The organism is Clostridium estertheticum, assembly GCF_011065935.2.
In the GTDB taxonomy this organism is placed as follows: domain Bacteria; phylum Bacillota; class Clostridia; order Clostridiales; family Clostridiaceae; genus Clostridium_AD; species Clostridium_AD estertheticum_A.
The window spans coordinates 1,642,421-1,664,511 of the sequence record NZ_JAAMNH020000001.1 but is presented as its reverse complement, the minus strand read 5'-3'; the positions used below and the strand labels follow the sequence as shown (position 1 = coordinate 1,664,511).

General features: G+C 29.8%; 23 protein-coding genes and 1 pseudogene. 8 read left to right on the top strand and 16 right to left on the bottom strand.

Features of this window, described 5'->3' with window-relative positions; all coding sequences use genetic code 11:
* Positions 1 to 133 precede the first annotated feature (133 nt).
* Positions 134 to 379 carry a hypothetical protein gene (locus G9F72_RS07705; protein WP_164956732.1) on the top strand — a complete coding sequence of 82 codons (246 nt, stop codon included), beginning with the start codon at positions 134 to 136 and terminating at the stop codon, positions 377 to 379.
* A 34-nt stretch (positions 380 to 413) separates the two neighbouring features.
* On the opposite strand, the gene G9F72_RS07700 is transcribed toward G9F72_RS07705, so the two are convergent.
* Entirely contained in the window at positions 414 to 572 is a 159-nt protein-coding gene (locus G9F72_RS07700) for a hypothetical protein (protein WP_164956731.1), read from the bottom strand.
* Positions 573 to 688: 116 nt separating this feature from the next.
* Positions 689 to 1,648 (bottom strand): DUF5667 domain-containing protein, encoded by a 960-nt coding sequence (locus G9F72_RS07695; RefSeq protein ID WP_164956730.1) that lies wholly within the window; start codon positions 1,646 to 1,648, stop codon positions 689 to 691.
* Between the two features lie 198 nt (positions 1,649 to 1,846).
* Here G9F72_RS07695 and G9F72_RS07690 point away from each other — a divergent pair, with 198 nt between their 5' ends.
* The 3 genes from G9F72_RS07690 (at position 1,847) to G9F72_RS07680 (ending at position 3,788) form a co-directional block, all read left to right on the top strand.
* The gene (locus G9F72_RS07690; RefSeq protein WP_164956729.1) at positions 1,847 to 2,596 is read left to right on the top strand and encodes a sigma factor; all 750 of its coding nucleotides are present in this window, start codon (positions 1,847 to 1,849) and stop codon (positions 2,594 to 2,596) included.
* A complete protein-coding gene (locus G9F72_RS07685; RefSeq protein ID WP_164956728.1) occupies positions 2,589 to 3,506 on the top strand; it encodes a hypothetical protein in 918 nt (305 codons plus the stop codon). Before G9F72_RS07690 ends, G9F72_RS07685 begins: the two co-directional genes overlap by 8 nt.
* A gap of 102 nt (positions 3,507 to 3,608) precedes the next feature.
* Complete coding sequence (locus tag G9F72_RS07680; protein WP_164956727.1) at positions 3,609 to 3,788, top strand: asparagine synthase; 180 nt, start codon at positions 3,609 to 3,611, stop codon at positions 3,786 to 3,788.
* An 81-nt stretch (positions 3,789 to 3,869) separates the two neighbouring features.
* On the opposite strand, the pseudogene G9F72_RS07675 reads toward G9F72_RS07680, so the two are convergent.
* Positions 3,870 to 4,004 (bottom strand): annotated as a pseudogene (locus G9F72_RS07675) (dicarboxylate/amino acid:cation symporter); the annotation flags it as partial.
* Between the two features lie 221 nt (positions 4,005 to 4,225).
* Here G9F72_RS07675 and G9F72_RS07670 point away from each other — a divergent pair.
* Positions 4,226 to 5,386: an amidohydrolase gene (locus tag G9F72_RS07670; protein WP_164956726.1), complete on the top strand. Its 1,161-nt coding sequence runs from the start codon at positions 4,226 to 4,228 to the stop codon at positions 5,384 to 5,386.
* A gap of 66 nt (positions 5,387 to 5,452) precedes the next feature.
* On the opposite strand, the gene G9F72_RS07665 is transcribed toward G9F72_RS07670, so the two are convergent.
* The 3 genes from G9F72_RS07665 to G9F72_RS07655 form a co-directional block, all read right to left on the bottom strand.
* Complete coding sequence (locus G9F72_RS07665; RefSeq protein WP_164956725.1) at positions 5,453 to 6,904, bottom strand: carbon starvation protein A; 1,452 nt, start codon at positions 6,902 to 6,904, stop codon at positions 5,453 to 5,455.
* Positions 6,905 to 7,148: 244 nt separating this feature from the next.
* Positions 7,149 to 7,850 carry a LytR/AlgR family response regulator transcription factor gene (locus G9F72_RS07660; protein WP_164956724.1) on the bottom strand — a complete coding sequence of 234 codons (702 nt, stop codon included), beginning with the start codon at positions 7,848 to 7,850 and terminating at the stop codon, positions 7,149 to 7,151.
* Between the two features lie 4 nt (positions 7,851 to 7,854).
* Positions 7,855 to 9,528: a LytS/YhcK type 5TM receptor domain-containing protein gene (locus tag G9F72_RS07655; RefSeq protein WP_164956723.1), complete on the bottom strand. Its 1,674-nt coding sequence runs from the start codon at positions 9,526 to 9,528 to the stop codon at positions 7,855 to 7,857.
* A 190-nt stretch (positions 9,529 to 9,718) separates the two neighbouring features.
* Between G9F72_RS07655 and G9F72_RS07650 the strand changes: the two genes are divergently transcribed.
* Together G9F72_RS07650 and G9F72_RS07645 are read left to right on the top strand one after the other, a co-directional pair.
* Positions 9,719 to 10,072: an MmcQ/YjbR family DNA-binding protein gene (locus G9F72_RS07650; protein ID WP_164956722.1), complete on the top strand. Its 354-nt coding sequence runs from the start codon at positions 9,719 to 9,721 to the stop codon at positions 10,070 to 10,072.
* A gap of 99 nt (positions 10,073 to 10,171) precedes the next feature.
* Entirely contained in the window at positions 10,172 to 10,780 is a 609-nt protein-coding gene (locus G9F72_RS07645; protein WP_164956721.1) for a 3'-5' exonuclease, read from the top strand.
* A gap of 235 nt (positions 10,781 to 11,015) precedes the next feature.
* On the opposite strand, the gene G9F72_RS07640 is transcribed toward G9F72_RS07645, so the two are convergent.
* The 3 genes from G9F72_RS07640 to G9F72_RS07630 form a co-directional block, all read right to left on the bottom strand.
* Positions 11,016 to 11,567: a nucleotidyltransferase family protein gene (locus G9F72_RS07640; protein WP_164956720.1), complete on the bottom strand. Its 552-nt coding sequence runs from the start codon at positions 11,565 to 11,567 to the stop codon at positions 11,016 to 11,018.
* Between the two features lie 405 nt (positions 11,568 to 11,972).
* Positions 11,973 to 12,398 (bottom strand): acyl-CoA thioesterase, encoded by a 426-nt coding sequence (locus G9F72_RS07635; RefSeq protein WP_164956719.1) that lies wholly within the window; start codon positions 12,396 to 12,398, stop codon positions 11,973 to 11,975.
* 161 nt (positions 12,399 to 12,559) lie between these two features.
* Positions 12,560 to 13,285 carry a hypothetical protein gene (locus G9F72_RS07630; protein WP_164956718.1) on the bottom strand — a complete coding sequence of 242 codons (726 nt, stop codon included), beginning with the start codon at positions 13,283 to 13,285 and terminating at the stop codon, positions 12,560 to 12,562.
* A 287-nt stretch (positions 13,286 to 13,572) separates the two neighbouring features.
* Between G9F72_RS07630 and G9F72_RS07625 the strand changes: the two genes are divergently transcribed.
* Positions 13,573 to 13,737, top strand: a complete 165-nt coding sequence (locus G9F72_RS07625) for a hypothetical protein (protein WP_164956717.1) — start codon at positions 13,573 to 13,575, stop codon at positions 13,735 to 13,737.
* 41 nt (positions 13,738 to 13,778) lie between these two features.
* On the opposite strand, the gene G9F72_RS07620 is transcribed toward G9F72_RS07625, so the two are convergent.
* The 7 genes from G9F72_RS07620 to G9F72_RS07590 are packed head-to-tail and all read right to left on the bottom strand — an operon-like array spanning position 13,779 to position 21,988.
* The gene (locus G9F72_RS07620) at positions 13,779 to 14,876 is read right to left on the bottom strand and encodes an endospore germination permease (protein WP_164956716.1); all 1,098 of its coding nucleotides are present in this window, start codon (positions 14,874 to 14,876) and stop codon (positions 13,779 to 13,781) included.
* A gap of 22 nt (positions 14,877 to 14,898) precedes the next feature.
* On the bottom strand, positions 14,899 to 16,047 hold the full coding sequence (locus G9F72_RS07615; RefSeq protein WP_164956715.1) for a Ger(x)C family spore germination protein: 1,149 nt from the start codon (positions 16,045 to 16,047) through the stop codon (positions 14,899 to 14,901).
* A 38-nt stretch (positions 16,048 to 16,085) separates the two neighbouring features.
* The gene (locus G9F72_RS07610) at positions 16,086 to 17,207 is read right to left on the bottom strand and encodes a Ger(x)C family spore germination protein (RefSeq protein WP_164956714.1); all 1,122 of its coding nucleotides are present in this window, start codon (positions 17,205 to 17,207) and stop codon (positions 16,086 to 16,088) included.
* Positions 17,204 to 18,292, bottom strand: coding sequence for an endospore germination permease (locus tag G9F72_RS07605; RefSeq protein WP_164956713.1), 1,089 nt, complete (start codon positions 18,290 to 18,292; stop codon positions 17,204 to 17,206). The genes G9F72_RS07610 and G9F72_RS07605 overlap by 4 nt, the downstream gene beginning before the upstream one ends.
* Before the next feature lie 2 nt (positions 18,293 to 18,294).
* Positions 18,295 to 19,407, bottom strand: coding sequence for a Ger(x)C family spore germination protein (locus G9F72_RS07600; RefSeq protein ID WP_164956712.1), 1,113 nt, complete (start codon positions 19,405 to 19,407; stop codon positions 18,295 to 18,297).
* Complete coding sequence (locus G9F72_RS07595; protein ID WP_164956711.1) at positions 19,404 to 20,498, bottom strand: endospore germination permease; 1,095 nt, start codon at positions 20,496 to 20,498, stop codon at positions 19,404 to 19,406. The genes G9F72_RS07600 and G9F72_RS07595 overlap by 4 nt, the downstream gene beginning before the upstream one ends.
* 8 nt (positions 20,499 to 20,506) lie before the next feature.
* Complete coding sequence (locus G9F72_RS07590; protein WP_164956710.1) at positions 20,507 to 21,988, bottom strand: spore germination protein; 1,482 nt, start codon at positions 21,986 to 21,988, stop codon at positions 20,507 to 20,509.
* Between the last annotated feature and the right edge of the window lie 103 nt (positions 21,989 to 22,091).

Sequence of the window (22,091 nt, the reverse complement as noted above, 5' to 3'; positions counted from 1 at the left end):
TTATTACCTTTATTATCTTTTACATAATATTTTGTTTAATACATTTTATTTAGCAAATAAAATGCTTTGAAAATTAGTTAGCTGTGCATTATACTATAATTGTACTATTTGTGTAAAAAAAGGGGGCATAATTATGGCTAAAGGTTTTATAATAGACAAAAATGATGCAGGTGAATATTTTGTATCTTTTAAACGTGATAATAATGACTTAGATTTACGAATACAAGGCGAATCTCCTTCTACTGCCATTACTCATGAGGAGATAACTAGAATTCTTGAAAAACATGGTCTTTCCACTGCTGCTTGTACTGTGGATAAGGAACAAGTTTTAGCCGCTGCTCGGGAATTAAATTTTGTTGCAGGGATTAATAATAAATAAATGACGGGGGAACTCCCCGTCATTTTAATTTGTACTATTCACCTCTAAGTTCATCATTAATTCCTATTACTTCCTCTTCATTTAAACTTGTTAAGCCTAAAACTTCAATAAGCCCCATGCCTCTTTGTAACATATTTTTTACATTTTCAACTTGTTCTTCATGCTGTCCTTTTGGTAATTTTGTTTTTCTCATAAACTTTTATTTTCCTCCTCTAACTTAAAATAAGATATTGTAATAATCTATTACAATATCTTATTTTTACCTAGATGATAACTTTTATTCTAAATAACTAATAACTAATCTTCTATTTAGTTCTTTTTATTTTCTTTAATTTCATTTGTTTTCTCTTTTATTTCTTCTTTTTTATTTTCATTTTTAATTTGTATATTTGCTAATTTTTCTTTTATTTCTTCTCTTTTATTCTCATTTCTAATTTCTATATTTGCTAATTTCTCTTTAACATCACTTTTAACTTCTTTTACTTCTTTTACTTCTTTTACATCTTTAGCTTCTTCTACTTCTTTAGCTTCTTTGGCTTCTTTGGCTTCTTTGGCTACTTGTACTTTTTCAACTTCAATCTTATCTTTTGTTACTTTCTTTACTTGTTCTTTCTTATTTTCTATCTTTTCATCACTTTTCACAGTATCATTTTTAACTGCTTTCATTTCCTCAAAAGCTGTAGTGGATGCTTCTTTAGCCTTTTTATACAAATCTTCTTTTACTTTTAGTAGTTCCTGCGCATCTTTTATAGCCACTTCATCACCAGATTTTTTAGCTTGTTTTAAATCAACCATTACTGATTGATATTCTTGTCTTGCTGTATTTAATAGATGTCTTTTTTCTACCATATTAGCTACTGCTGCCTTATGTTCTATATTAACTTCATTATTATTATTATTATTATCTTCTTGTAACACATCTAATTTTCCACTTAACTTATCTAATTCTTTAATTATATTTTGTGCCAAATCATATTTCTGTTTTTCTGTCATACTGTCATACTCAGCTATTCTTTCATTTGCTATTTGTGAAATTATTTCTGCCTTCTTTGCATCATCAAAGGTTAAAAATACTTTAAGATTATCAAATGCCTTATCAATGAAATAAAACATACTATCTGGCATAATTCCTGTATCCTTATTAACACCCTCGCTTATGTTTGTATTAGTACTTGTAGTAACTGGATTTTGAACACCTGTTGCAAACACCTTTGTATTTATGCTTACTGTAAATGCTATGGCTGCAACTAAAATAGCTACTTTTTTCATTTTAATTCCTCCTCGTATTGTTCTTATGTAGACAGCAATTATTAATTATTATCCCATATTTTTCTTTTCGCTTATATATACGAAACATCTTAATATTTATTAGGGGGTATTTTATATTTCCTTTAAAAATATATTTATGTTTCTTTTCCCTCTTAAAATTGATAGTATTTACGTATACAGAATATAAGGGGTGGACAAATGAACTTAAAACTTCTTTTTCATAAAAATAAAAAAACAGTCGTGGTTTTAGATGAAGAACAAAGTTTTAATATAGATGCTTTAATTTCCGAAAATCGCGACAATTTTATTGAGGCGAACAAAGGTTTTATTTACTCAACTACAAGTAAAATCTGCAAAAGGCATTTAATTTGGGAAAATGATGAAGAGCTTAGTATCTCTCTTATGGCTTTTAACATGGCCTGTGATAAATATGATAAAACTAAAGGTAATTTTTATGGTTTTGGTAAAGTTATTATTAAAAACGCACTTATAGATTTTTTCAGAAAAAATAAAACTTCTCCAATTTTAATCTTTGATAACAGTATGGGCAATGTGGATTATATAGATGGGAAAAATTCTATTAACGATTTTGAAATTAAAATTGAGAATGAATTTAGAGCTGATGAAATAAATTTATTTTCAGAAGAGTTATTAAAATATAAAATCAATTTTGATTCTCTTATTAATTTATCTCCTTCTCACAAGGATACTAGAGACAATTTATTGAATATTGCCTTTTTATGCGCTAGAGAAGAATCAATACTTAATCATTTAAAGACCAAAAGAAGGCTTCCAACTAAGGAAATAATGATATTAACTGCCTCAAATAGAAAATTAATTGAAAAATGGCGAATATATATAATTTCTTTAATATTGATACTTATAAATCCAGAATATGTGTATTTAAAATCTTATCTAAATATTAAAGAGGGTGAATTAAATGATTAAAACAGGTATTGTAATATCTATTATTAATAAGAAGGCTGGCATTATGACCGACCGTGGAGAATTCGTATATATAAGGATTGGCAAAGTATTGCCTAAGATAGGCTCAATCCATAGAGGAGAATTATATAAGAAAAACTTATTTAACTACAAGTATGCCATAATTGCCGCTTCACTAATGTTTATACTTATTTCTAGCTCTTTTGCATATGCTTACTATGCTCCAGTTACAACTATAGTTCTCAGTATTAACCCATCTGTTTCTCTTAAAGCTAACAGATGGAATAAAATTATTAGTTTCAAAGCATTAAATTCAGATGGTTCCCTAATACTTCGTAATGTTAAACTAAAAAATAAATCTATAGATACGGGCCTTGAGCTTTTAATTAAAGAATCTAAAGCTGAAAATTTTATAAACACTGAATATGTAAATTATAAAAAAATTATTAGTGTTGATATTAAAGTTAATAGTGATAACTCTATAGATATTTCTAACTTTAAAAATATTATAGATAATAATAATCTAAAAATTATAATTAATGCTTCTTCAAGCAATAATAAACGAATTGATATTACAATTAATAATAAAAAAATAGATACTGCTAATTTAAATAATAATAGTATAAAAAAAGGTTCCACTATTAAAAATGAAGATGCTGTAAAAGATTCCCTTAAAAAACCTTCAGTAGAGAATAATACTAATAAAATAAAAGAGAAATCCTCCGAAATTAAAAATAAAACAATTAAAAATAAAGAAAATAAAATTAACAAAAATGATAAATCTGAAAACAAAAATCCTAATAGTAGTTCATCTGCCATTAAAAAATTTGTTTCTTCAAATGAAATCAAAAACAACATGAAGGATGCTAAAAATAAGAGTGTAAAATATGTTAAAATGACTGATAATGATTAATTCGTTAGAAATATAAAGCATATATTCTATATATTTTGCAGTATTAAAAATCTCACATTTGTAAAAGATAATAACATAAAATAAAAAAGGGAGGTTTTTAATATGCGCGAAGGCTTAATTCCAACTATGTTAGGTACTGTTGTAACTGCTGCGGGTGCAACACTTTCAAGAAATAATATGAGAAAGAAAAATGTGCTTCCTATGATTGAAGCAGGTGTTATTGGATTTGGCCTGGCTCATATAGTGTTAGGAGCCATTGACCTTGTAGAGCACAGAAGATAACTAAAGTTTTAATAGAATTTGTTTAGGCTTAAATTAAGTAAGAAAAACTGATTAGAAAGTCTACTTTCTAATCAGTTTTTCTTACTTATCTTTTGAAATTTTGTCTACTACTATTGCAATAGCACAATAACATGTTATATTCGTTGCTATTCCAAAGCTGTCTTGAGCAAAGTGAATGGCTATCATAAGGCCTTGTTGAGCTGGCGTAAACATTAGCTTGACGCTATGATTCGTTTTTTCCTTATTTCACCATGATGTTTTTTTGAAAAATGGTTATGTCTATTCAACAATTAATCTTTAATATTATTTAGAAAAATATGTTATAATATTGATAATATAATGTTTTGAATATAAAACTATTAGGAAAGCGAAATAAATAGTTTCACCTTGTTTTGCTTAAGTAACATTTAAGTTTTAATAATTGAGGAGGTTTTTATATGATTTTAATTAAAAATGCCAATATACATACAATGGCTGTGGAAAATTTTGAAAATGGAATGATCTTAGTTGATCATGATAAAATTATTGCTATTGGAAATGACGTAAGGCCACCGGGCAATGCAGAAATAATTGATGCTAAAGGTAAATTTGTTATGCCAGGGATGATTGATGCTCACTGCCACCTTGGAATGTGGGAAGATGGAATGGGCTTTGAAGGTGCTGATGGTAATGAGGCTGTTGACCCTGTCACCCCTCATTTAAGAGCAATTGATGCTATTAACCCTAGAGATATATGCTTTAAAGATGCAGTAGAAGCTGGTATAACAACTGTTGCAACTGGTCCAGGTAGTGCTAATGTAATTGGTGGTCAGTTTGCAGTTATTAAAACCTATGGAGATAGAATTGATGATATGATTGTAAATGAGTGCATTGCTATGAAGGTAGCTTTTGGTGAAAATCCTAAAAGAGTATACCATGCCCTAAAAAAGTCTCCAAGCACAAGAATGGCTACTGCTGCTATACTTCGAGAAAATCTTTTTAAAGCGAAGATGTATATAGAAAAACAAAATAAAGCCACAGAAAATCCCGATAAAATACCTGAATTCGACATGAAAATGGAAGCACTAGCAAAGGTTATAAAAAAACAAATCCCTCTAAAAGCTCATGCTCATAGAGCTGATGATATCCTTACAGCGCTTCGAATTGCAAAGGAATTTGACATAGATATAACCCTTGATCATTGCACAGAAGGCCACTTAATTGTAAATTATTTGAAAGAAGGAATTCAAAAGGGTATAATCTTAGGACCAACATTATCTAATAGATCAAAAGTAGAACTTCAAAATCTAACCTTTGAAACCCCGGTCATTCTTTCTAAAGCTGGTATAAAGGTAGCTATAATGACAGATCATCCCGTTATTCCCCTTCAATACCTTCCAGTATGCGCAGGCATTGCTGCGAGAGAAGGCATGGATGAAGAAGAGGCTCTTAAAGCAATTACTATAAATGCTGCTGAAATACTTGGTATCGAAGGCAAAGTTGGAAGCTTAGAAATTGGAAAAGATGCAGATATTGTTATATATAGTGGACATCCTTTTGATTTAAGAAGTAAAGTAGAATTTGTAATGGTGAATGGTGAAATTATAAAAAATATATAAATAAAGGCTGTTAACATAATATTTATGTTAACAGCCTTTATATTTTTCAGTGACTTGAAAAGAATTTTACATATTAACGGCTTTTTTTTCTTCTACTTTTTTTTCTTCTACCTTTTTTGCTGCAGTTAAGAAAATTGCCATAGCTGCAATTCCTGCTACAATCCCTACTGTGTATGAAATGCCTTTAGAAAGCTGAAAGCCCTCTGGTGCAATTAAAATGTAGGAAGTACATACTGTTGTCATAAATGCAGCTGGCACCGTTGCCATCCAATGTTTTTTACCTATATGAACCATGTACATACCTGCTGTCCATAATACTATAGTAGCTAGTGCCTGGTTAGACCATCCAAAGTATCTCCATATTATTTCAAAATTCATCTTAGTTAATATGAAACCTACTACAAATAGTGGAATACTAATCATAAATCTATTTTTAATAGGACCTTGATTAAATTTTAATGCATCAGCTATAGTTAATCTTGCACTTCTAAATGCTGTATCTCCAGAAGTTATAGGACAAGCTACAACTCCAAGTATAGCTAATACTCCGCCAACTTTTCCAAGTAAACTTATTGAAGATTGATTTACTACCCAAGCTGCTGTATGACCTGGCAAAGCCATAGTAGCATTTAACTGTTCAACTCCTCCAAAGAAACTCATTGCTGCAGCTGCCCAAATTAATGCAACTATTCCTTCTACTATCATTGAACCATAAAATATTTTTCTACCTTGTTTTTCACTAGATATACACCTTGCCATTAAAGGTGATTGAGTGGAATGGAACCCTGAAATCGCTCCACAAGCAATAGTGATGAATAACATAGGGAATACTGGGTTCTTACCTGGTGCTGAATGCATATTAACTAAATTAGATATTGTTACTTCTGGAATAGGGAATCCTCCAAAAATCAAGGCACCAGCAATACCAACTGCCATAATTAATAAACAAATTCCAAAAATAGGATATATCTTTCCTATAAGCTTATCTATTGGAAGCATTGTTGCCAGTATATAATATGCAAATATTATATAAATTAATAATTGTAAATTCATTCCTGTTAGATCTCTTAAGATACCTGCAGGTCCTGTTACGAAAACTACTCCTACAAGTATTAAAACTATAACTGAAAACACTCTCATAAAGTTTTTAAAGCCCTTACCAAGATATTTCCCCACAACTTCAGGTATACTTGCTCCATCATGCCTAACTGATAACATACCTGAAAAATAATCGTGAACTCCGCCTGCAAAGATACATCCAAAGACAATCCATAAAAATGCTACTGGACCCCACATTGCACCTGAAATTGCTCCAAATATAGGACCGAGTCCTGCTATGTTAAGAAATTGAATTAAAAAAATCTTCCATTGAGGCATCTCTACAAAATCTACACCATCCGCGAGTCTCACGGCTGGAGTTTGGATTTTCTCATCTGCTCCAAAAGCTTTTTCTACAATTGTACCATAAATAAAATAACCTACAATAAGTGCAATAATCGATATAATAAATGAAATCATTTGAACTCCTCCTAAATATTTAATAACTAAATTATAAGGTATATTAAACATGGAATACGATTTCATGCATGAAACGACAAAAAAAGCACATGGATTAACTTTATTGATGATTATTATATCAAAATTTGTAATATATGATTTATGATTTTCAAAAAAGGGTTGTTAACATAATCTTATGTTAACAACCCTTTTATATTATACGCCATAAAACAAATTTTACATTTTAACGTTACTAGCTTATCTTTCAAATGCCCATTATCTCTTTAAACTCAATTATATTATTTCTACTTACTGGTATATCTACGTTCTCACCTTGTATCTTTAACATATAAGTATTGTTAAACCAAGGAACTATTTCTATTATTTTATCAATATTTATTATATATGATCTATGGCTTCTAAAAAAGAATTCTTTTGGAAGCTTTTTATAAAATTCTGATATACTACAACTTACATTGTATTGCTCCCCTTTAATATAAATTAATGTTTCTCGTTCTTTTGCTTCACAGTAAGAAATTTGAGTTATGCTCTTTACTATCATTTTATTATCTTTCCAAATGGTTATTTTATTATTTGTAATTTTTTTATCTGAACTTTTCTCGATTTTTTTTAATGTACTAACTATTCGCTCTTCTGAATAGGGCTTTAATATATAGTCATAAGCTTGAATTTCAAAAGCATCTACAGCAAAATCTTTATGAGCCGTAATAAAAATAATAAGGGATTGTTTTGGGAAGTGGCTAATAATTTTACCGAGTGACATCCCATCTAGTTTGGGCATATTTATATCCAAAAAAATAATATCCGGCTTATTTAGTTCAATGTATTCTAGTGCTTTAATCGAATCATCAAATTCCTCCATTATTTTAATATTACTAAAATTGTTTATGAAATACTTTAGTTCTTCTCTTGAAGGAAATTCATCATCAACAATAATGCAGTTCATATCGTCACTCCCTTATTTTTCTAACATTGAAATGGATTCTAGTACCATTCACAAGTCTTTCTATTTTTAATCCCTCACCATAAATATATTTTAACCTATTATGAACATTTGACATTCCTATTCTATTTTCTTCCATTTTACTTTCATAGACTTTTTCTATAATATCATTTGAAATACCCACTCCATCATCTTCAATTGTTATCATTATGTTGTCGTCCACAGTTTTTTTTATTTCAATTGTCACTGTTCCATATCCACTCCCCTCTAAAATACCGTGCTTTATTGCATTTTCTACTATTGGTTGAATTATAAGGCTTGGAATTTTAACATCTAGGTTATCTTCAATATTATAAATTATATTAAGCTTTTCCCCAAACCTTGCTTTTTCTATCTCTATGTAAGCCTTCACCTGCTCTAGTTCTCTATAAATGTCCACAGGTTTTTCTCCTGCTTCTAAATTATACCTTAAGTATGTGGACAAATTTATAATTAATTCTCTTGCGCGATTTGGATTAAGTCTAATAAAGGAAATTATAGTATTTAGTGCATTAAATAAAAAATGAGGATTTATTTGAGCTTGTAGTGCCTTTATTTCAGCTTTATTTGCCATATGCTTTAACTCTGCAAGTTTACTTATTTCTAGTTGAGTAGAAATAATTTGAGATAATCCTAAGGCTAAATTTATATTTGTAAATGAAATCACATCATCGACGCAATAATATATTTTTAAGGTACCTATCATTTTGTCTCCTTCCTTTAATGGAGCAATAATTGCGGATTTTAGTTTGCAATTCGAATCAGGACAATCTATCTGATTTGCATTAGTTAAGGAAAGCAAATTCCCCTCCTTAATCACTTTTTTTGTAACTTGAGTTACAATCCTATGGCCTTTTATATGATGATCAGCACCTACACCTACATGAGCTAATATATACTCTGTATTTGTTATAGATACTGCATCTGCATCAATTGACTCTCTTATTATACCGCATATCTTTTCTAGTGAATTTTCATCCATTTCTCTAAAATATGGCAAGGTTTTATTAGCTATCTCTAGGGCTATTTGCGCTTGCTTTGCTGCAATCTCTTCCTTTTCTTCATTGATTTTTTGAATTATTACTATTAAGATTGCAATACCTATAGCATTAGTAAAACTCATAGGAAAATATATACTTTTTACAATAGTTAAGGCCTTGCTAAAAGGGTGTGCCATTGTAAGTATTAAAAGCATTTCTAAAATTTCCATTAGGAGTCCGCCAATTAAGCCATATACCCACTTCTTATTTTCATTTGATATCTTATATATTCTACCTGCGATTATTCCTGAAATTATAGTGGTTATTGTACAGGGTATTGATGTAATTCCACCTAAATCTACTAGTAACCTGTGCATTCCAGCAATTACTCCTGCCATGACTCCTACAAAAGGACCACAAAGTATTCCGCCTGCCATAACACCAATAATTCTAGTGTTGGCAATAGCTCCATTAACTTCTGTTCCAGTGTAAGTTCCTAAAATTCCAAATGATCCAAAAATTATTGAAAGCATAATTAAATCTATATTTTTAAATTTATCTTTTTGAACAATATTCTTAAAGCTTCCTATCCTAGAAACAAAAAAAGCAATAAGAATTACATACCCTAAATTATTAGTAAGACTCCTTAAAAGTTCAATCATTGATGTAACTCCATTTCACCTAAAAGCACAAAGAAATACCAATTCAGCATTCTGATTTATTTGCATGCCCATAAAGAAGGTTTTATAAATATTATATACAATATTCTCTAATATATAAAGATATAAAATCTATGTTATAATTAATGTATCATTATTTTTAGTGAATAAAAAAGATAAAGGGTGATTTATTATGTTATCTTTAGAAACTTTCAAAAATTATTGCCTAAGTAAAAAGGGTGTTACAGAGTGTTTCCCCTTTGATGATGAGACATTAGTTTTCAAGGTAGGCTCAAAAATGTTTGCCTTAACAAATATCAATAAACCAACACTGGAAGTTAACTTAAAATGTGAACCTTTTATGTCGCAGGATTTACGTAGAGACTTTGATGCAATTAAACCAGGGTACCATATGAATAAAAAACATTGGAACACCATAATTTTTGATGGTTCCATTTCTGATGATAAAATCCTCTTTCTAGTGGATTTATCTTTCGAGCTTGTATATAATGGATTAAAGAAAAGTGAAAAAGAAGAAATAGTGTAGGCAGAGCAATTGAGAATTGTTCTGTGTCCCAGAGAATGACAGGAGGCAAAACAATTAATAATTATTTTGTGCACCAAAGAACGACAGGAGGGTCCTTTAATGAAAATGATTTTTTTTGATACAGAAACTACTGGTATAAGACCAGGAAACATATGTCAGTTAAGTTACATACTTGTTGATACTAGTTATAAGCCTATAAAAACAATAGGTAAAAATACATTCTTTACTGTAGACTACGTAGAACCATCCGCTGAAGATGTGCATGGGTTTAGTGTGGATGCACTATTTGATCTAAGCGATGGCAAAACTTTTGAGGATTCTTATGAAGATTTTATCGATGATTTTATAAATGCAGATATTCTTATAGGACACAATGTTAATTTTGATATTAAATTTTTAACTCATGAACTCAATAATTGTGGACATGCTCTAATCCCTAACCATATATTTTGCACAATGAAATATTATAAGGATATATGCAAACTTTACTCTGTACGTGGAGGCTATAAAAATCCAAAATTATCAGAAGCCATAAAGTTCTTAAAGTTAAATGAAAATGAAATAAATTTGAAGAGTAATGAATATTTTGGAGATACTGCAAATTTTCATGATGCTAGGTTTGACACTACTGCAACATATTTGCTAGTTACGGAAGGGATAAAGAAAGGCTTTATCCCCAAACATTATTTTTCACAGCTTGCTAAGTAATTTATAAGGTTGTATAATGTGCTATTTTAAATTAAGAGTTTTTTCTAATATTCTGCTATACCGAAAAGGATATATCGCTAAAAATGCATTTATGTCGGTAAGTAATTCTAAAATTTATTTTAGAATTACTTACCTTGTTCAAATGCATTTTACGCAATATATCCTTTTGTTAGCGGAATATTAGAAAAAAACAAATTTTACTTCTAAGCGTTGAAACATTATGAAAATATAGGAATCAGAACTTTAACATTTCTTGTATTTTATCTCTAACTTCCTCTGCTAAGTCACCACTTAATGCTCTTTCTAATAAATCAGGCCTCTTTATCACATTTGATAATAAATAATTTTCTATCATCTTTACTTTTATCTCCCTACTAGGAATTAATTGATATAGTACATACCAGTCTTCTAAAGAACTCAATGGTATATTTACTCCGTTAATTTTTTTAAATTCTGAAATGGAAATATGATCAAAAATGTACTCAAATGTTCCACTGTTATAATTAATGCTAAGACCCGCCATAACATCGATATCAAATCCATGGACAACATATTCATAAAAGTATTTTGTTGAATATGTATCTGATTTATCTCTAACTTTCTTTTCTCCAATACTTTTTAGAATCTTATCTACTTTTTCTATATCATTTAAATCTACTAAAATATCAATATCATTAGGATTTTCTATAAGCCCATAATGACTCAATAAGATAGATGCCCCAACAGCCCATGTAACTCCATTATCATTTAGTTTTTCACCAATATAACTTAAAACTTCAAAAATCATTTTTCACCCCCACCTCGTTAATTGAAATATTCTTTCATTATACTTAATAGAAATGTATTGTTAGTATAAATTAATTACAATATTAAAAAAAGGACAAATATCCTTTTTCAGTGAATGATATAAAAATAGTAGCCTCTTTTAAAATTAGATATTTTTTCTTAGAGAATGCTAACAAAAGTATATATTGCGTAAAATGCGTTGAGCGTGCCTTAGTAATTCACAATTTATTTTATTTGCAGTTGCGTGAAAAAAAATACATGTTTGAGCGTCAGCGAGTTTGTATTTTTTAGCAACTGTAAATAAAATAAATTTTAGAATTACTTGGCTAAGTGAACGCATTTCTAGCAATATATACTTTTCGTTATAGCATTCTCTAAGAAAAGACGCTTAACTTATAATAAGACGTTATTCTATCTTTTCAAAGAGTTTTTGAAACCTATTCCACATCTCTCCATTAGCTTTCTTAAGATTTACGACTCTAAATTTTTCATTGACAAAAGCATGAGTTGTACTGCCCTTAGCTAAAATTTTTCTATCTTTTTTTCTAAGAACATTATAATTAAATATTACCTTAGCCCCATTTAGCTCATGCATATATGTTTGAATTGTAATTATGTCCTCATATTTTGCCCCTTCTATGTACTTACAAGAACTTTCTACCACTGGTAACATAATATTATTTTCTTCCATTTCTTTATATGTCATCCCTATTTCTGTTATATATTCTGTTCTACCTACCTCAAACCAAGCATAATAATTTGAATGATGCACTATTCCCATTTGATCTGTCTCTACATACCTTACTTTTAATTTTGTTTCATTAGTATACATGTTTATTTCTCCTATCTATCTTCATAAATATTAGGACAACTCTCCTAAATAGATTAAATCATGTTTGCCTCAATATAATAATCCTTGTGGAACTTAGATTTTTTTCTTAGATTATGCTAACAAAATTATAATCTAAAAAAAACGCTTAATACATAAAAGTATTAGAAATCATATATTATACCATTGCAAAATACTCTTTTAATGACCCTATTATCTACATAAATTTGAATTGTGTCACCTTTTTTCAAGTATAATTCTACAGGCAAATTAAGTTCATAAGCAAAATTACCTGATTTTATTTTTAGTTTTGTCTTGTGAATATGATTTCTTCCCGATAAATCAGCAAGGTCCGCACCTAATAACAATCCCTGCCCTGAGGACATGCTATCAATTTGAATTCTTGGATAGTCAATAATTTTTGCAATCATAGGAATATGATTTTCTAGTTTTTCATTGTTAATATAATCTATTTCCTCATCTATAATTATTGAATTATTTTCAATTACAACATTATTAATATCAATCAAAAAATATGCATTGATTTTTTCATTTTCAATACTTTTATAATTAAAATTTTCTTCATACCGTAATATTCTAAGATATACTAATTTCAATAATTCATCATAAGTATTATCTTTAAATTTACCAAATTCTTTAACTATTATATTATCAATGCTTTTACTTAATCTTGGTTCATTAACTTTACCTAAAATATTTTTACAACCCAAATACCCGGCTAATTCAGATTTCATCTTATTTATATCAAAATCCTCATCTGTAAGCTTTACATCTGTACTAGCAACCATAAATACATTTGTATATTGGGGATATGCAGACTGAATAAATCCTAAATATTTTTTATTTCTATTATATACATTAAATGGCATGTTAAGTCACTTCCTCATAAGCTATTTTTAATTCCATAAATAAAATACTCCATATTAGTATTATACACATCTATTTAAAATTCATAAATACAAATTTTATGAATTATTATTTTATTTGATTATTTAAAAAGAAAAAAATATTTTTATCATTATAGTAATTTATTTTACACAAATATTTTTATGCTGTTAGGGTTATATTAATATTAGACTTCTGAAAAAATAAACTATGATAGTGACTGCTTGTTTTTGAAGAAGCCTTATTTAGCAACATATAAGGAGGAGTATTTATGGACAATAATAAAAGTCACATGAAAACTGATAAAAAAACTAATGCTGAACTGAGAAAAATGTTCCCTCAAAGTGGTGGTGATATAGGAATTGAAAATGGTGAGAGAATAGATGCAAATAATGACAAATTCACTAAGCGTTCTAAATTATCTCATAATAAATAATATCTTTATGTTAAAAAACTCCAGAAAGTTTCTGGAGTTTTTTAGGTTGTAGTTTGCTTTTGACCTTTGTCTTTTATAAATATCAATATAGCAATAACAGATACATATGCGATATTAAACAATGTTACCGTCGGAATAATATAGCCAAGAATTGCCCTTCTTTGCACTTCATTTCCAACCTTTAAGCACAAGTAGATTGCAATAGGAACCGTAAACCAATAAATCTTCTTTTTATCTTTCACTTTTAGTATATAACTTACAATATATGTAATCAAATACTGAAAATTTGCTAACGTCCTAAATATAGCCAAGCTCCATAAAAATAAAAATATGAAACGAAAGCTATTTAGCACCGGTAAATTTACTCCTTCTGTTACTAGTAAAACTGGCCATAATGCTTTAGAAGTAACCTTATATCCAAAAAAATAGATACATATAAAAGTTGTCCAAATATAAAGTGACATAATTAAAAAACAAGATTTGAACACTACTGCTTTAATTTTATCTTTGTTTCTCATAAAAGGATAAATTAAAAATATTCCCTCTAGTCCACCATAAGCATAAGCGGATTCAAGGCTTGCCTTTAAAATATTTTTATACCCAGATCCAAAAACCGGAAATAAATTTAGGTAATTACCACGTTGCAAGGCTGGTAGTAAGGTTAATATCAATATCACCACAGCATAAAGACCAATCATATTTATTCTTGCCAATACTTTTATCTCTTTAAGAGCTAAATAAGTAGCTACTAATATAGCAGGAATAAAAATCTTTATTGGTGTTAAAAAAGTTGTTGCATGGCATATATAAACATTACTCATTCCAGATGCAACCCCTATCAAATATATACCAAACTGAGCCATAAATAAAATGTTACATATGGTGCCAAGAATGACCCCTAAATATTTTTTACTTAAAACCAATATATCCTCATTTGGATGTTTTTTCACATAATAAATAGATAAGAAAGCCAGAAATAGAGGATATACTCCACCTACAACCACCGATATCCATCCATCCTGTTTAGCATCCTGTACTACTGCATTGGGTAATGCTAAAAGACCTATGCTGGTTACAAACCCCACTACCATTGCTATGCATTCGCTATCTTCTAACAAGTTATTTTTTATTTTCTCCATATTTTTATTCTCCATGCGTATTTTAGTACTGCCCTCTTCCACTCTTATCTATTTTTACTTTTATACTTACTTTGATATCTGCATTACTTACCTCTTTGTTCCAATCAACCCCGGTTTCTCTGCCATATTTGGCCGCAGCATACATTCCCAGATTTAAGCAATCTATTTTATAAACATTTTTCATTTTATCCAAAAAATCATTGCACATTTTCTCTATTTTTTTCCCCATGAGTTCTTCAAATTCACTTTCTTTTTCTTTTCCCAACTCTTTATATAATGTGTTCTCTATGATGTCTCCCTGAAAATCTAACTCAATGTTGAATTCATATTTTCCTTCTCTCTTAGTACATTTTACCTTCCTTTTAACCATTGCCTCATAATTTATATACTTATCTGGGCCTTCCTGCAAACTTAATGTTCCTTCCCCTTTTTTCTCCCTAAGCATATTCATAATTTTGCTTTCCTCCATAGGTAATACATAAGCCATTTTATTTCCTTTAAATAAGGCCATACCTGCAAAAGTAATATTTTTATCCTTTATTTCTAGGTAAGGAAGGACTAAATTTTTTCCTTCTGAATCTAGTGTTACATATATATCCAATAAAGTATACCGATCAGATATAAAATTATAGCTTGTGGCATGCTTAATCATGCCTTCAATATAATCTGCAGAACTAGGATACCCTTCTACCTTAAACGTTAATATATCTTCTGCCTTCCCTTTACATACTGCAAAAATACCTCTATCATTAATTTTTGCATTGGCAAAAAATAAATTTATTATATTTAATATCCCATAGGTTGCATGTTCTTCGCTTATTAAAACTATTTTTTCAACTCCAAGTAGAAAAGGTTTACTGGACTTTAATTGTCTTTCTTCTCTTGTTTCCCCAATACTGCTTGATTTTCCTTTTAAAATATTACTTCTAACTTCTTCGATAATAGTTTCCTTTTTAGTAGTGATCCCTACACCACCTTTTCCCTTCTTTTTAAAATCATATATACTTAATGGAATGCTATATTGCACATTACCATTTAACTCTTTATTAATATCATTCCCAAGGGCTATAGGTATATTAAACTCCTCCATAGGAGTTACTTTCAATTTTTCTGCATAAACGGAAACTATAAGGGCCACTAAAAACACAATTATTTTTTTTTTCTTTTTCACAAGGCGCCACCTTCTATTTTTCCTTACTTATCCTATATTTAATACTGTCCTCTTCCTATTTTATCAACATGTACCTTTACATTTACTACAATGTCAGAGTTAGAAACAACCTTATCCCAATCTACACCTGTGTCTCTTCCATATTTTGCTGCAGCCAACCATCCTAGCTGCAGTAAGTCTACTTTATATTCATTCTTCATCTTATCCAAAAGTCCAGTACACATTTTTTTCACTTGTTTTGCCATGTCATCTTCAAACTTTTTGGTTACCTCTATCTTTTCTGACATATTTTCATATAATTCATTGTTAATAATTTCTCCTTTCAAATTTAAGTCAATAATAAAAGTATATTTATCCCCTATTTTTCTACATGTGATTTTTCTTTTAGATTCCGCTTGATAATTTATATATTTTTTCGAATCTTTCTGTATGGTTAATATTCCGTTTACCTTGTTCTCTCTTAGCATATTCATTATTCTTGTATCCTTTATATCCAAAATAACAGCTAGCTTATCCTTTTTAAAAACTACTATTCCTGTTGTTTTAATTCCATCTTCCATTATTTCAATATAGGGACTAACCATATTTTTGCCCTCTGCATCTATTGATAATACTGCATCTTTAAACAAGTAGTCTTCGCTAAAAAAATTGTAGTTTACTGAATTTTTAATCATATCGCTTATATACTCTGCTGAATTATCATAGCCTGGGGTCGTATAATTGAAATAATCTTCATTCCTATTTTTGCATACCACCAAAATTGAATTAGTATTAATCACAGGATTCTTAAAATTAATGTCAATGAAACTTCTTATTCCATATCTAGCATATTCTTCATCTATTATATAAATTTTCGAAAGCCCTAAAAAAAATTTTTTACCTGTTTTTTTTTGTCTATTTTCTCTTGTTTTTCCAATAGTTTCGCTTACTCCAATACTTAATACATTTTCAGTTGTCTCATCTTGTTTATATTCATTAGCAGTGGTGGAAACCCTATAGTTTAAACCCCCTTCACCATTTCTATTTATCCCTAGTCCTACTCCCACATAAATATCAATATCCTCCACACTGCTTAATTTTATTTTTTCACCGCCAAAAATCACGAGTAAGAAAGTAATGCATAAAAAAACAACAAATATTATGTTCATATATTTTTTCATTTTGCCTCTCCTTTTTTTATCCATATTAAGCTCGTGATGAGGGTTAAATATAATAAATTATATATAGTGCTTATTGGGGAAGTATATTTTGTGATTTCATTCATTGCTAACAAATCTCCATAATAGGTCTTTGCAAGCATAATAACCACCGTAGCCATAACTACATATACTATTTTTTTACTTTTTATCTTTTTAATATCATCTAAAATAAAAATACACACATAATTAAAAATGGTTAAAGATTTAATCGCTATAATTATCCAGAAAAATACAAAAACATATCTGAAATTATTTATTATTTCAACCTTTACTGCTTCTGCCACATTAAAAAAACTCCATATTGTTTTAGGAATGATATCTTTTCCCATATAATATATGCTTATAAAAGTAATCCAGGTATATATAATAGCAGTAAATCCTACTGCCTTTAAAGTGGATGCCTTTATCTTGCTACTATCATTTATAAAGGGATAAATTAAAAATATAAGTTCCATTAATGAATAATCATAAACACAATCCAGACTTCCTTTTAAAATATTTACAATCCCTGTTCCAAATATAGGACTTATATTTAAAAAGCTTCCTTGTTTTAAAATAGAAATGGTAGGGATAATGATTGCTATCCCCATCCAAAAGGTGATAGAACCTATCCTTCCCAGCACTTTAATCCCTTTACTGGTAGCGTATACGCCTGCAAAAAATAAAACTACATAAATTTTTAAAGGAGTTAATATAGGTACTGCATCTGTTCTTATAATTATCCCAAGTGTTGAAATTAAGGGTGGAAAATAACTAAAAAAGCTTAGTAAAAAAAGAAAATTTGATATGGTTCCAAAGGTCTTTCCAAGGTACCTTCTACTAAGCACTAAAATATTTTCCTTAGGAAATCTCCCGCTAACATATATAGCTAAGAGAGCTACATATAGTGGATATATGGCTCCTATAATAACAGAAATCCATCCATCCTGTTTTGCATTAGCAATTACCACGTTAGGTAAATTGGACGCTGTTACATCAAACATAATTCCTATTAGTATAAAAGTAACTTCATTTGGAGTTAGTAGATTTTTCTTTTCTATCTGCATTCCTAATAATCTCCTCTACCCTGTAAATCCACATTAACCACTACATTTACTTTAATATCTGCATTGGAAACTACTTGATTCCAATCAATACCTTTCTGCCTTCCATACACTGCAGCGGCTTCTTTGCCTAGTCCAATACAATCTACCTTATAGACATTTTGCATTATCTTTATAAAATCATAACATTCACGCTCCATACTTTTTGCCATATCTTTTTCAAATTCTTTTTTTATATTTATTTCATTCATAATATCAGCATACATTTCATTGTTAATAATTGTACCTGTTAAGGTTAAATCAATATTGAAACTATATTTATCTCCTTGTTTATAGCATCTGACTTTTCTTCTACCTGTTTTTCCTTCAAAATCAATATACACTTTAGGACTCTTTTGTAAAGATATTACCCCTTTCACATTATTGTTTTTTAACAAATTAAGTATTTTACTATTTTTGGCATCTGCTAACTCTACCATTTTATCCTCTTTAAAAATAGCCATACCAGTGATTTCTATTCCTTCTTCTGTTATTTCTATATATGGAAGCACTAGACTTCTACCCTCTGCTCCAATCCTCACATATACATCTATTGCCTTGTAGTTGTCAGAAAAGAAACTGTAATTAACAGACCCTTCTACGAGCCCCCCTATATACTCTGAAGAGTTACTATACCCCTTTACCGTATATTTCAAGTAATCCTCTGTTTTCCCTTTACATACTGCCATATAAGCCATATCGTTTGTTTCTGAATTTCTGAATCTATCCTCTATTAAAGTTTTTAAACCATACCTTGCATAATCCTCGCTAATCAAAACTACCCTTTCTTGCCCTTGTATAAACTTTTTACTCATCTTTTCTTGCCTTTTCTGAATTACTTCTCCTACATTTTGCCCTTGCTCTTTAAATAACAAGTTAACTTGCACGCCACTGGGTTTGTAAATGTTTGTACTAATTGGTATACTATATTCAATGGTATCTTCACCTTTTCTCTCTATATCATATCCAATGCTATTAATAGTCTCTAACTCTTCAACCGGAACCCGTTCTTGTCCAAGCGATATAAATACATAAATAAAGACACCAATGATTATGATCAAGTATTTTTTGTTGTTCAAGATTTAACTCCTTCCTTAAAAAATACAAATATAGCAATAATCGTCATATATAATAAATTAAATATTACATAGTACGGCAGAACATTATTGCTAATGCTTTGTCTACTTATTTCATTGCCATACTTAACAGCTAAATATACAAGCAGTGGATACATAAAAAAGCAAATCTTTTTCATCTCTATTTTATGTGCAAAATCTTTGAAAATATATAAACTTGCATAACCGTTGATGCTCATGCTTTTAAATGCAATAAAACTCCACAAGGTCATAAAAATATATCTATAATTATTGATTACTGTTATGGTTACACTTCCTAGCACTAACAAAAAGGACCAATCGTGTTTGCTCACAATATCCGGACCTAAATAATAGGTGGTTATAAAGACACACCAAACATACACAACTATAACCAGTGTTATACTTATAAGTGAAGAGACCAGCATCTTATTTTTCTCTTTCAGAAAAGGGTAAATGAGTAAAATTATTTCTGCTCCTGTATAAGAAAAAATTGATTTCACAGTTCCCTTTGCTATTGAACTAAACCCAGAACCAAATACAGGATAAATATTTCTAATATTAGGCTCTCGCAAAGCTAATATAGGTGATAAAAGGAGAATTATTTTAACATAAAAGGAAATTTCACTAATTCTTCCTATTACCTTTAACCCTCTAGAAGCCGCATAAATAATGCAGATAAATAGGATAGCTATGATTTTAAAAGGCGTTAAAAATCCCACTATAAAATTCCGCATTAAGTTTGTATAATAACTAGCTATCATTGATGCAATAAAGATAAAATAAGTTGCGAAAATCAAATTAAAGATACTTCCAATGACTCTACCAAAATACTTTTTGCTTAAGATTAATATGCTATCATTAGGAAACTTTTTGCTTATATATCTAGCTATTATGACAACGTATAAGGGATATATCCCTCCTATCAACGTAGAAAACCATCCATCCTGATGAGCAGCTTTTACCACACCATTTGGAAGTGATAAAATACCAACTCCAACAATGCTACCGAATATAATAAGTGCAAACTGATTTACCGATAAGTAACTTTGTTTTTTATTGGAGCCTCCTTGCATTTTATTCACTACCTTTTTTTAATAAACTTATTCCTAAACTTAGTCTGCCTCATTGGATTTCCATTGGGAATAGCAACTGGCCGCTTATCCATCCTCCACAAGGGTGCTCTAATAAATGTATCCTTCATGTCGCTTTTATGAAACTCAAAATATGGTACGCCTAGACTATCTAAAGAGGAAAGATGAACTAAAATTAAAAACCACCCTACAGCTATTCCAAATATGCCCATAATATTTGCTAGTACCAGCATTGGAAACCGTAACAATCGAATAGAAAGTGACATATCATAATTAGGAATTAAGAAAGTAGTGATTACAGTAATTCCCACTATAAGTAAGGTAGTAGGACTCACCATTCTAGATCTAATTGCGGTATCACCTATAATAATACCGCCCACTAAACTTAAGGTTTGAGCTATTTTAGTAGGTAGCCTTAAGCCACCCTCTCTTAAAAACTCCACAACTATCTCCATAGCCACAATCTCTAAAAATGGAGTTAGAGCAATTCCTACCCTCGATTGAACAATTGGGGTTACAAATTTTATAGGTATAAGTTCTACATTAAACTTTATTAATGTTAAGTAAATAGAAGGTAGGGTTACAACAATAACCGCCGCCAAAATCCTAAGAATTCTTGCAAAAGAGGCTATCACAGTTCTTTGGGTATAATCCTCAGTGGCCTGGAAAAATTGCATGAATACTGCTGGATATAAAAGCACCATTGGTGTTCCTTCTACAAGAATAATTATTCTTCCTTCTAACATATTTCCAATAGCTCTATCTGGCCTTTCCGTACCATAGGATTGTGGAAAAATCGTATAAGCATTGTCTTCAATATATTGCTCCAGCTTTCCCGCTGAAAGTACAGCATCTATATCGATGGCTTCTATTCTCTTTTTTAATTCTTCTAATACCTGTTTATCTACTATATCGTCTATATAAACCATTGCCACGTCACTCTGAAGTCTTCTTCCTACCTTAAATAACTCAATGGTGAGGTTCTTATCTTTGACTTTTCTTCGTATAAGGCTAATATTTACTTCTAAATTTTCTACAAAACCATCTCTTGGTCCTTTTGCTGCAGTTTCATTCATAGGCTCCATAATGGCCCTCTGTTGTCCACCTGTAGTGTCAGCTATTATTACTTCTAAAGCGCCATTTATTAACACTGCTGTTTTTCCTCTTTTAAGATAGTCAACCACTACATTTATATCTGCTTCTACCAATGTATTGCTCATGGAAATATATCTTTTGCAAAGATAATCTCCTATATTTGACTTATCAGTTAAATTTTCTTGTATATGAAGCATAAGCGGATTTAATATATCTCTATCAATAATGTCCTTGTTTGTAATCCCATTGACGTAGATAATAGCAGCTTCTAATGGCTCATCTATACCAATATAAAAATGCTTTACCACCATAGGACTTTGTTTGCCGAGCCCTTCTCTGATTAAATCTATATTCCCATTTAGATCTCCATTTTCCATTGCAATCACCATGCCCTTTTCATATAGATAAGCACCATTAGAGTTATAAATTGATACTTCTATTTTGATTTTTATATTAAATAGTTTCTCTTATTTCATCTAA

Bases quoted from the DNA above. Each gene is read 5' to 3' on its own strand.
- G9F72_RS07705 (WP_164956732.1), top strand. From the start codon at position 134: ATGGCTAAAGGTTTTATAATAGACAAAAATGATGCAGGTGAATATTTT.
- G9F72_RS07700 (WP_164956731.1), bottom strand. From the start codon at position 572: ATGAGAAAAACAAAATTACCAAAAGGACAGCATGAAGAACAAGTTGAA.
- G9F72_RS07695 (WP_164956730.1), bottom strand. From the start codon at position 1,648: ATGAAAAAAGTAGCTATTTTAGTTGCAGCCATAGCATTTACAGTAAGC.
- G9F72_RS07690 (WP_164956729.1), top strand. From the start codon at position 1,847: ATGAACTTAAAACTTCTTTTTCATAAAAATAAAAAAACAGTCGTGGTT.
- G9F72_RS07685 (WP_164956728.1), top strand. From the start codon at position 2,589: ATGATTAAAACAGGTATTGTAATATCTATTATTAATAAGAAGGCTGGC.
- G9F72_RS07680 (WP_164956727.1), top strand. From the start codon at position 3,609: ATGCGCGAAGGCTTAATTCCAACTATGTTAGGTACTGTTGTAACTGCT.
- G9F72_RS07670 (WP_164956726.1), top strand. From the start codon at position 4,226: ATGATTTTAATTAAAAATGCCAATATACATACAATGGCTGTGGAAAAT.
- G9F72_RS07665 (WP_164956725.1), bottom strand. From the start codon at position 6,904: ATGATTTCATTTATTATATCGATTATTGCACTTATTGTAGGTTATTTT.
- G9F72_RS07660 (WP_164956724.1), bottom strand. From the start codon at position 7,850: ATGAACTGCATTATTGTTGATGATGAATTTCCTTCAAGAGAAGAACTA.
- G9F72_RS07655 (WP_164956723.1), bottom strand. From the start codon at position 9,528: ATGATTGAACTTTTAAGGAGTCTTACTAATAATTTAGGGTATGTAATT.
- G9F72_RS07650 (WP_164956722.1), top strand. From the start codon at position 9,719: ATGTTATCTTTAGAAACTTTCAAAAATTATTGCCTAAGTAAAAAGGGT.
- G9F72_RS07645 (WP_164956721.1), top strand. From the start codon at position 10,172: ATGAAAATGATTTTTTTTGATACAGAAACTACTGGTATAAGACCAGGA.
- G9F72_RS07640 (WP_164956720.1), bottom strand. From the start codon at position 11,567: ATGATTTTTGAAGTTTTAAGTTATATTGGTGAAAAACTAAATGATAAT.
- G9F72_RS07635 (WP_164956719.1), bottom strand. From the start codon at position 12,398: ATGTATACTAATGAAACAAAATTAAAAGTAAGGTATGTAGAGACAGAT.
- G9F72_RS07630 (WP_164956718.1), bottom strand. From the start codon at position 13,285: ATGCCATTTAATGTATATAATAGAAATAAAAAATATTTAGGATTTATT.
- G9F72_RS07625 (WP_164956717.1), top strand. From the start codon at position 13,573: ATGGACAATAATAAAAGTCACATGAAAACTGATAAAAAAACTAATGCT.
- G9F72_RS07620 (WP_164956716.1), bottom strand. From the start codon at position 14,876: ATGGAGAAAATAAAAAATAACTTGTTAGAAGATAGCGAATGCATAGCA.
- G9F72_RS07610 (WP_164956714.1), bottom strand. From the start codon at position 17,207: ATGAAAAAATATATGAACATAATATTTGTTGTTTTTTTATGCATTACT.
- G9F72_RS07605 (WP_164956713.1), bottom strand. From the start codon at position 18,292: ATGCAGATAGAAAAGAAAAATCTACTAACTCCAAATGAAGTTACTTTT.
- G9F72_RS07595 (WP_164956711.1), bottom strand. From the start codon at position 20,498: ATGCAAGGAGGCTCCAATAAAAAACAAAGTTACTTATCGGTAAATCAG.
- G9F72_RS07590 (WP_164956710.1), bottom strand. From the start codon at position 21,988: ATGGAAAATGGAGATCTAAATGGGAATATAGATTTAATCAGAGAAGGG.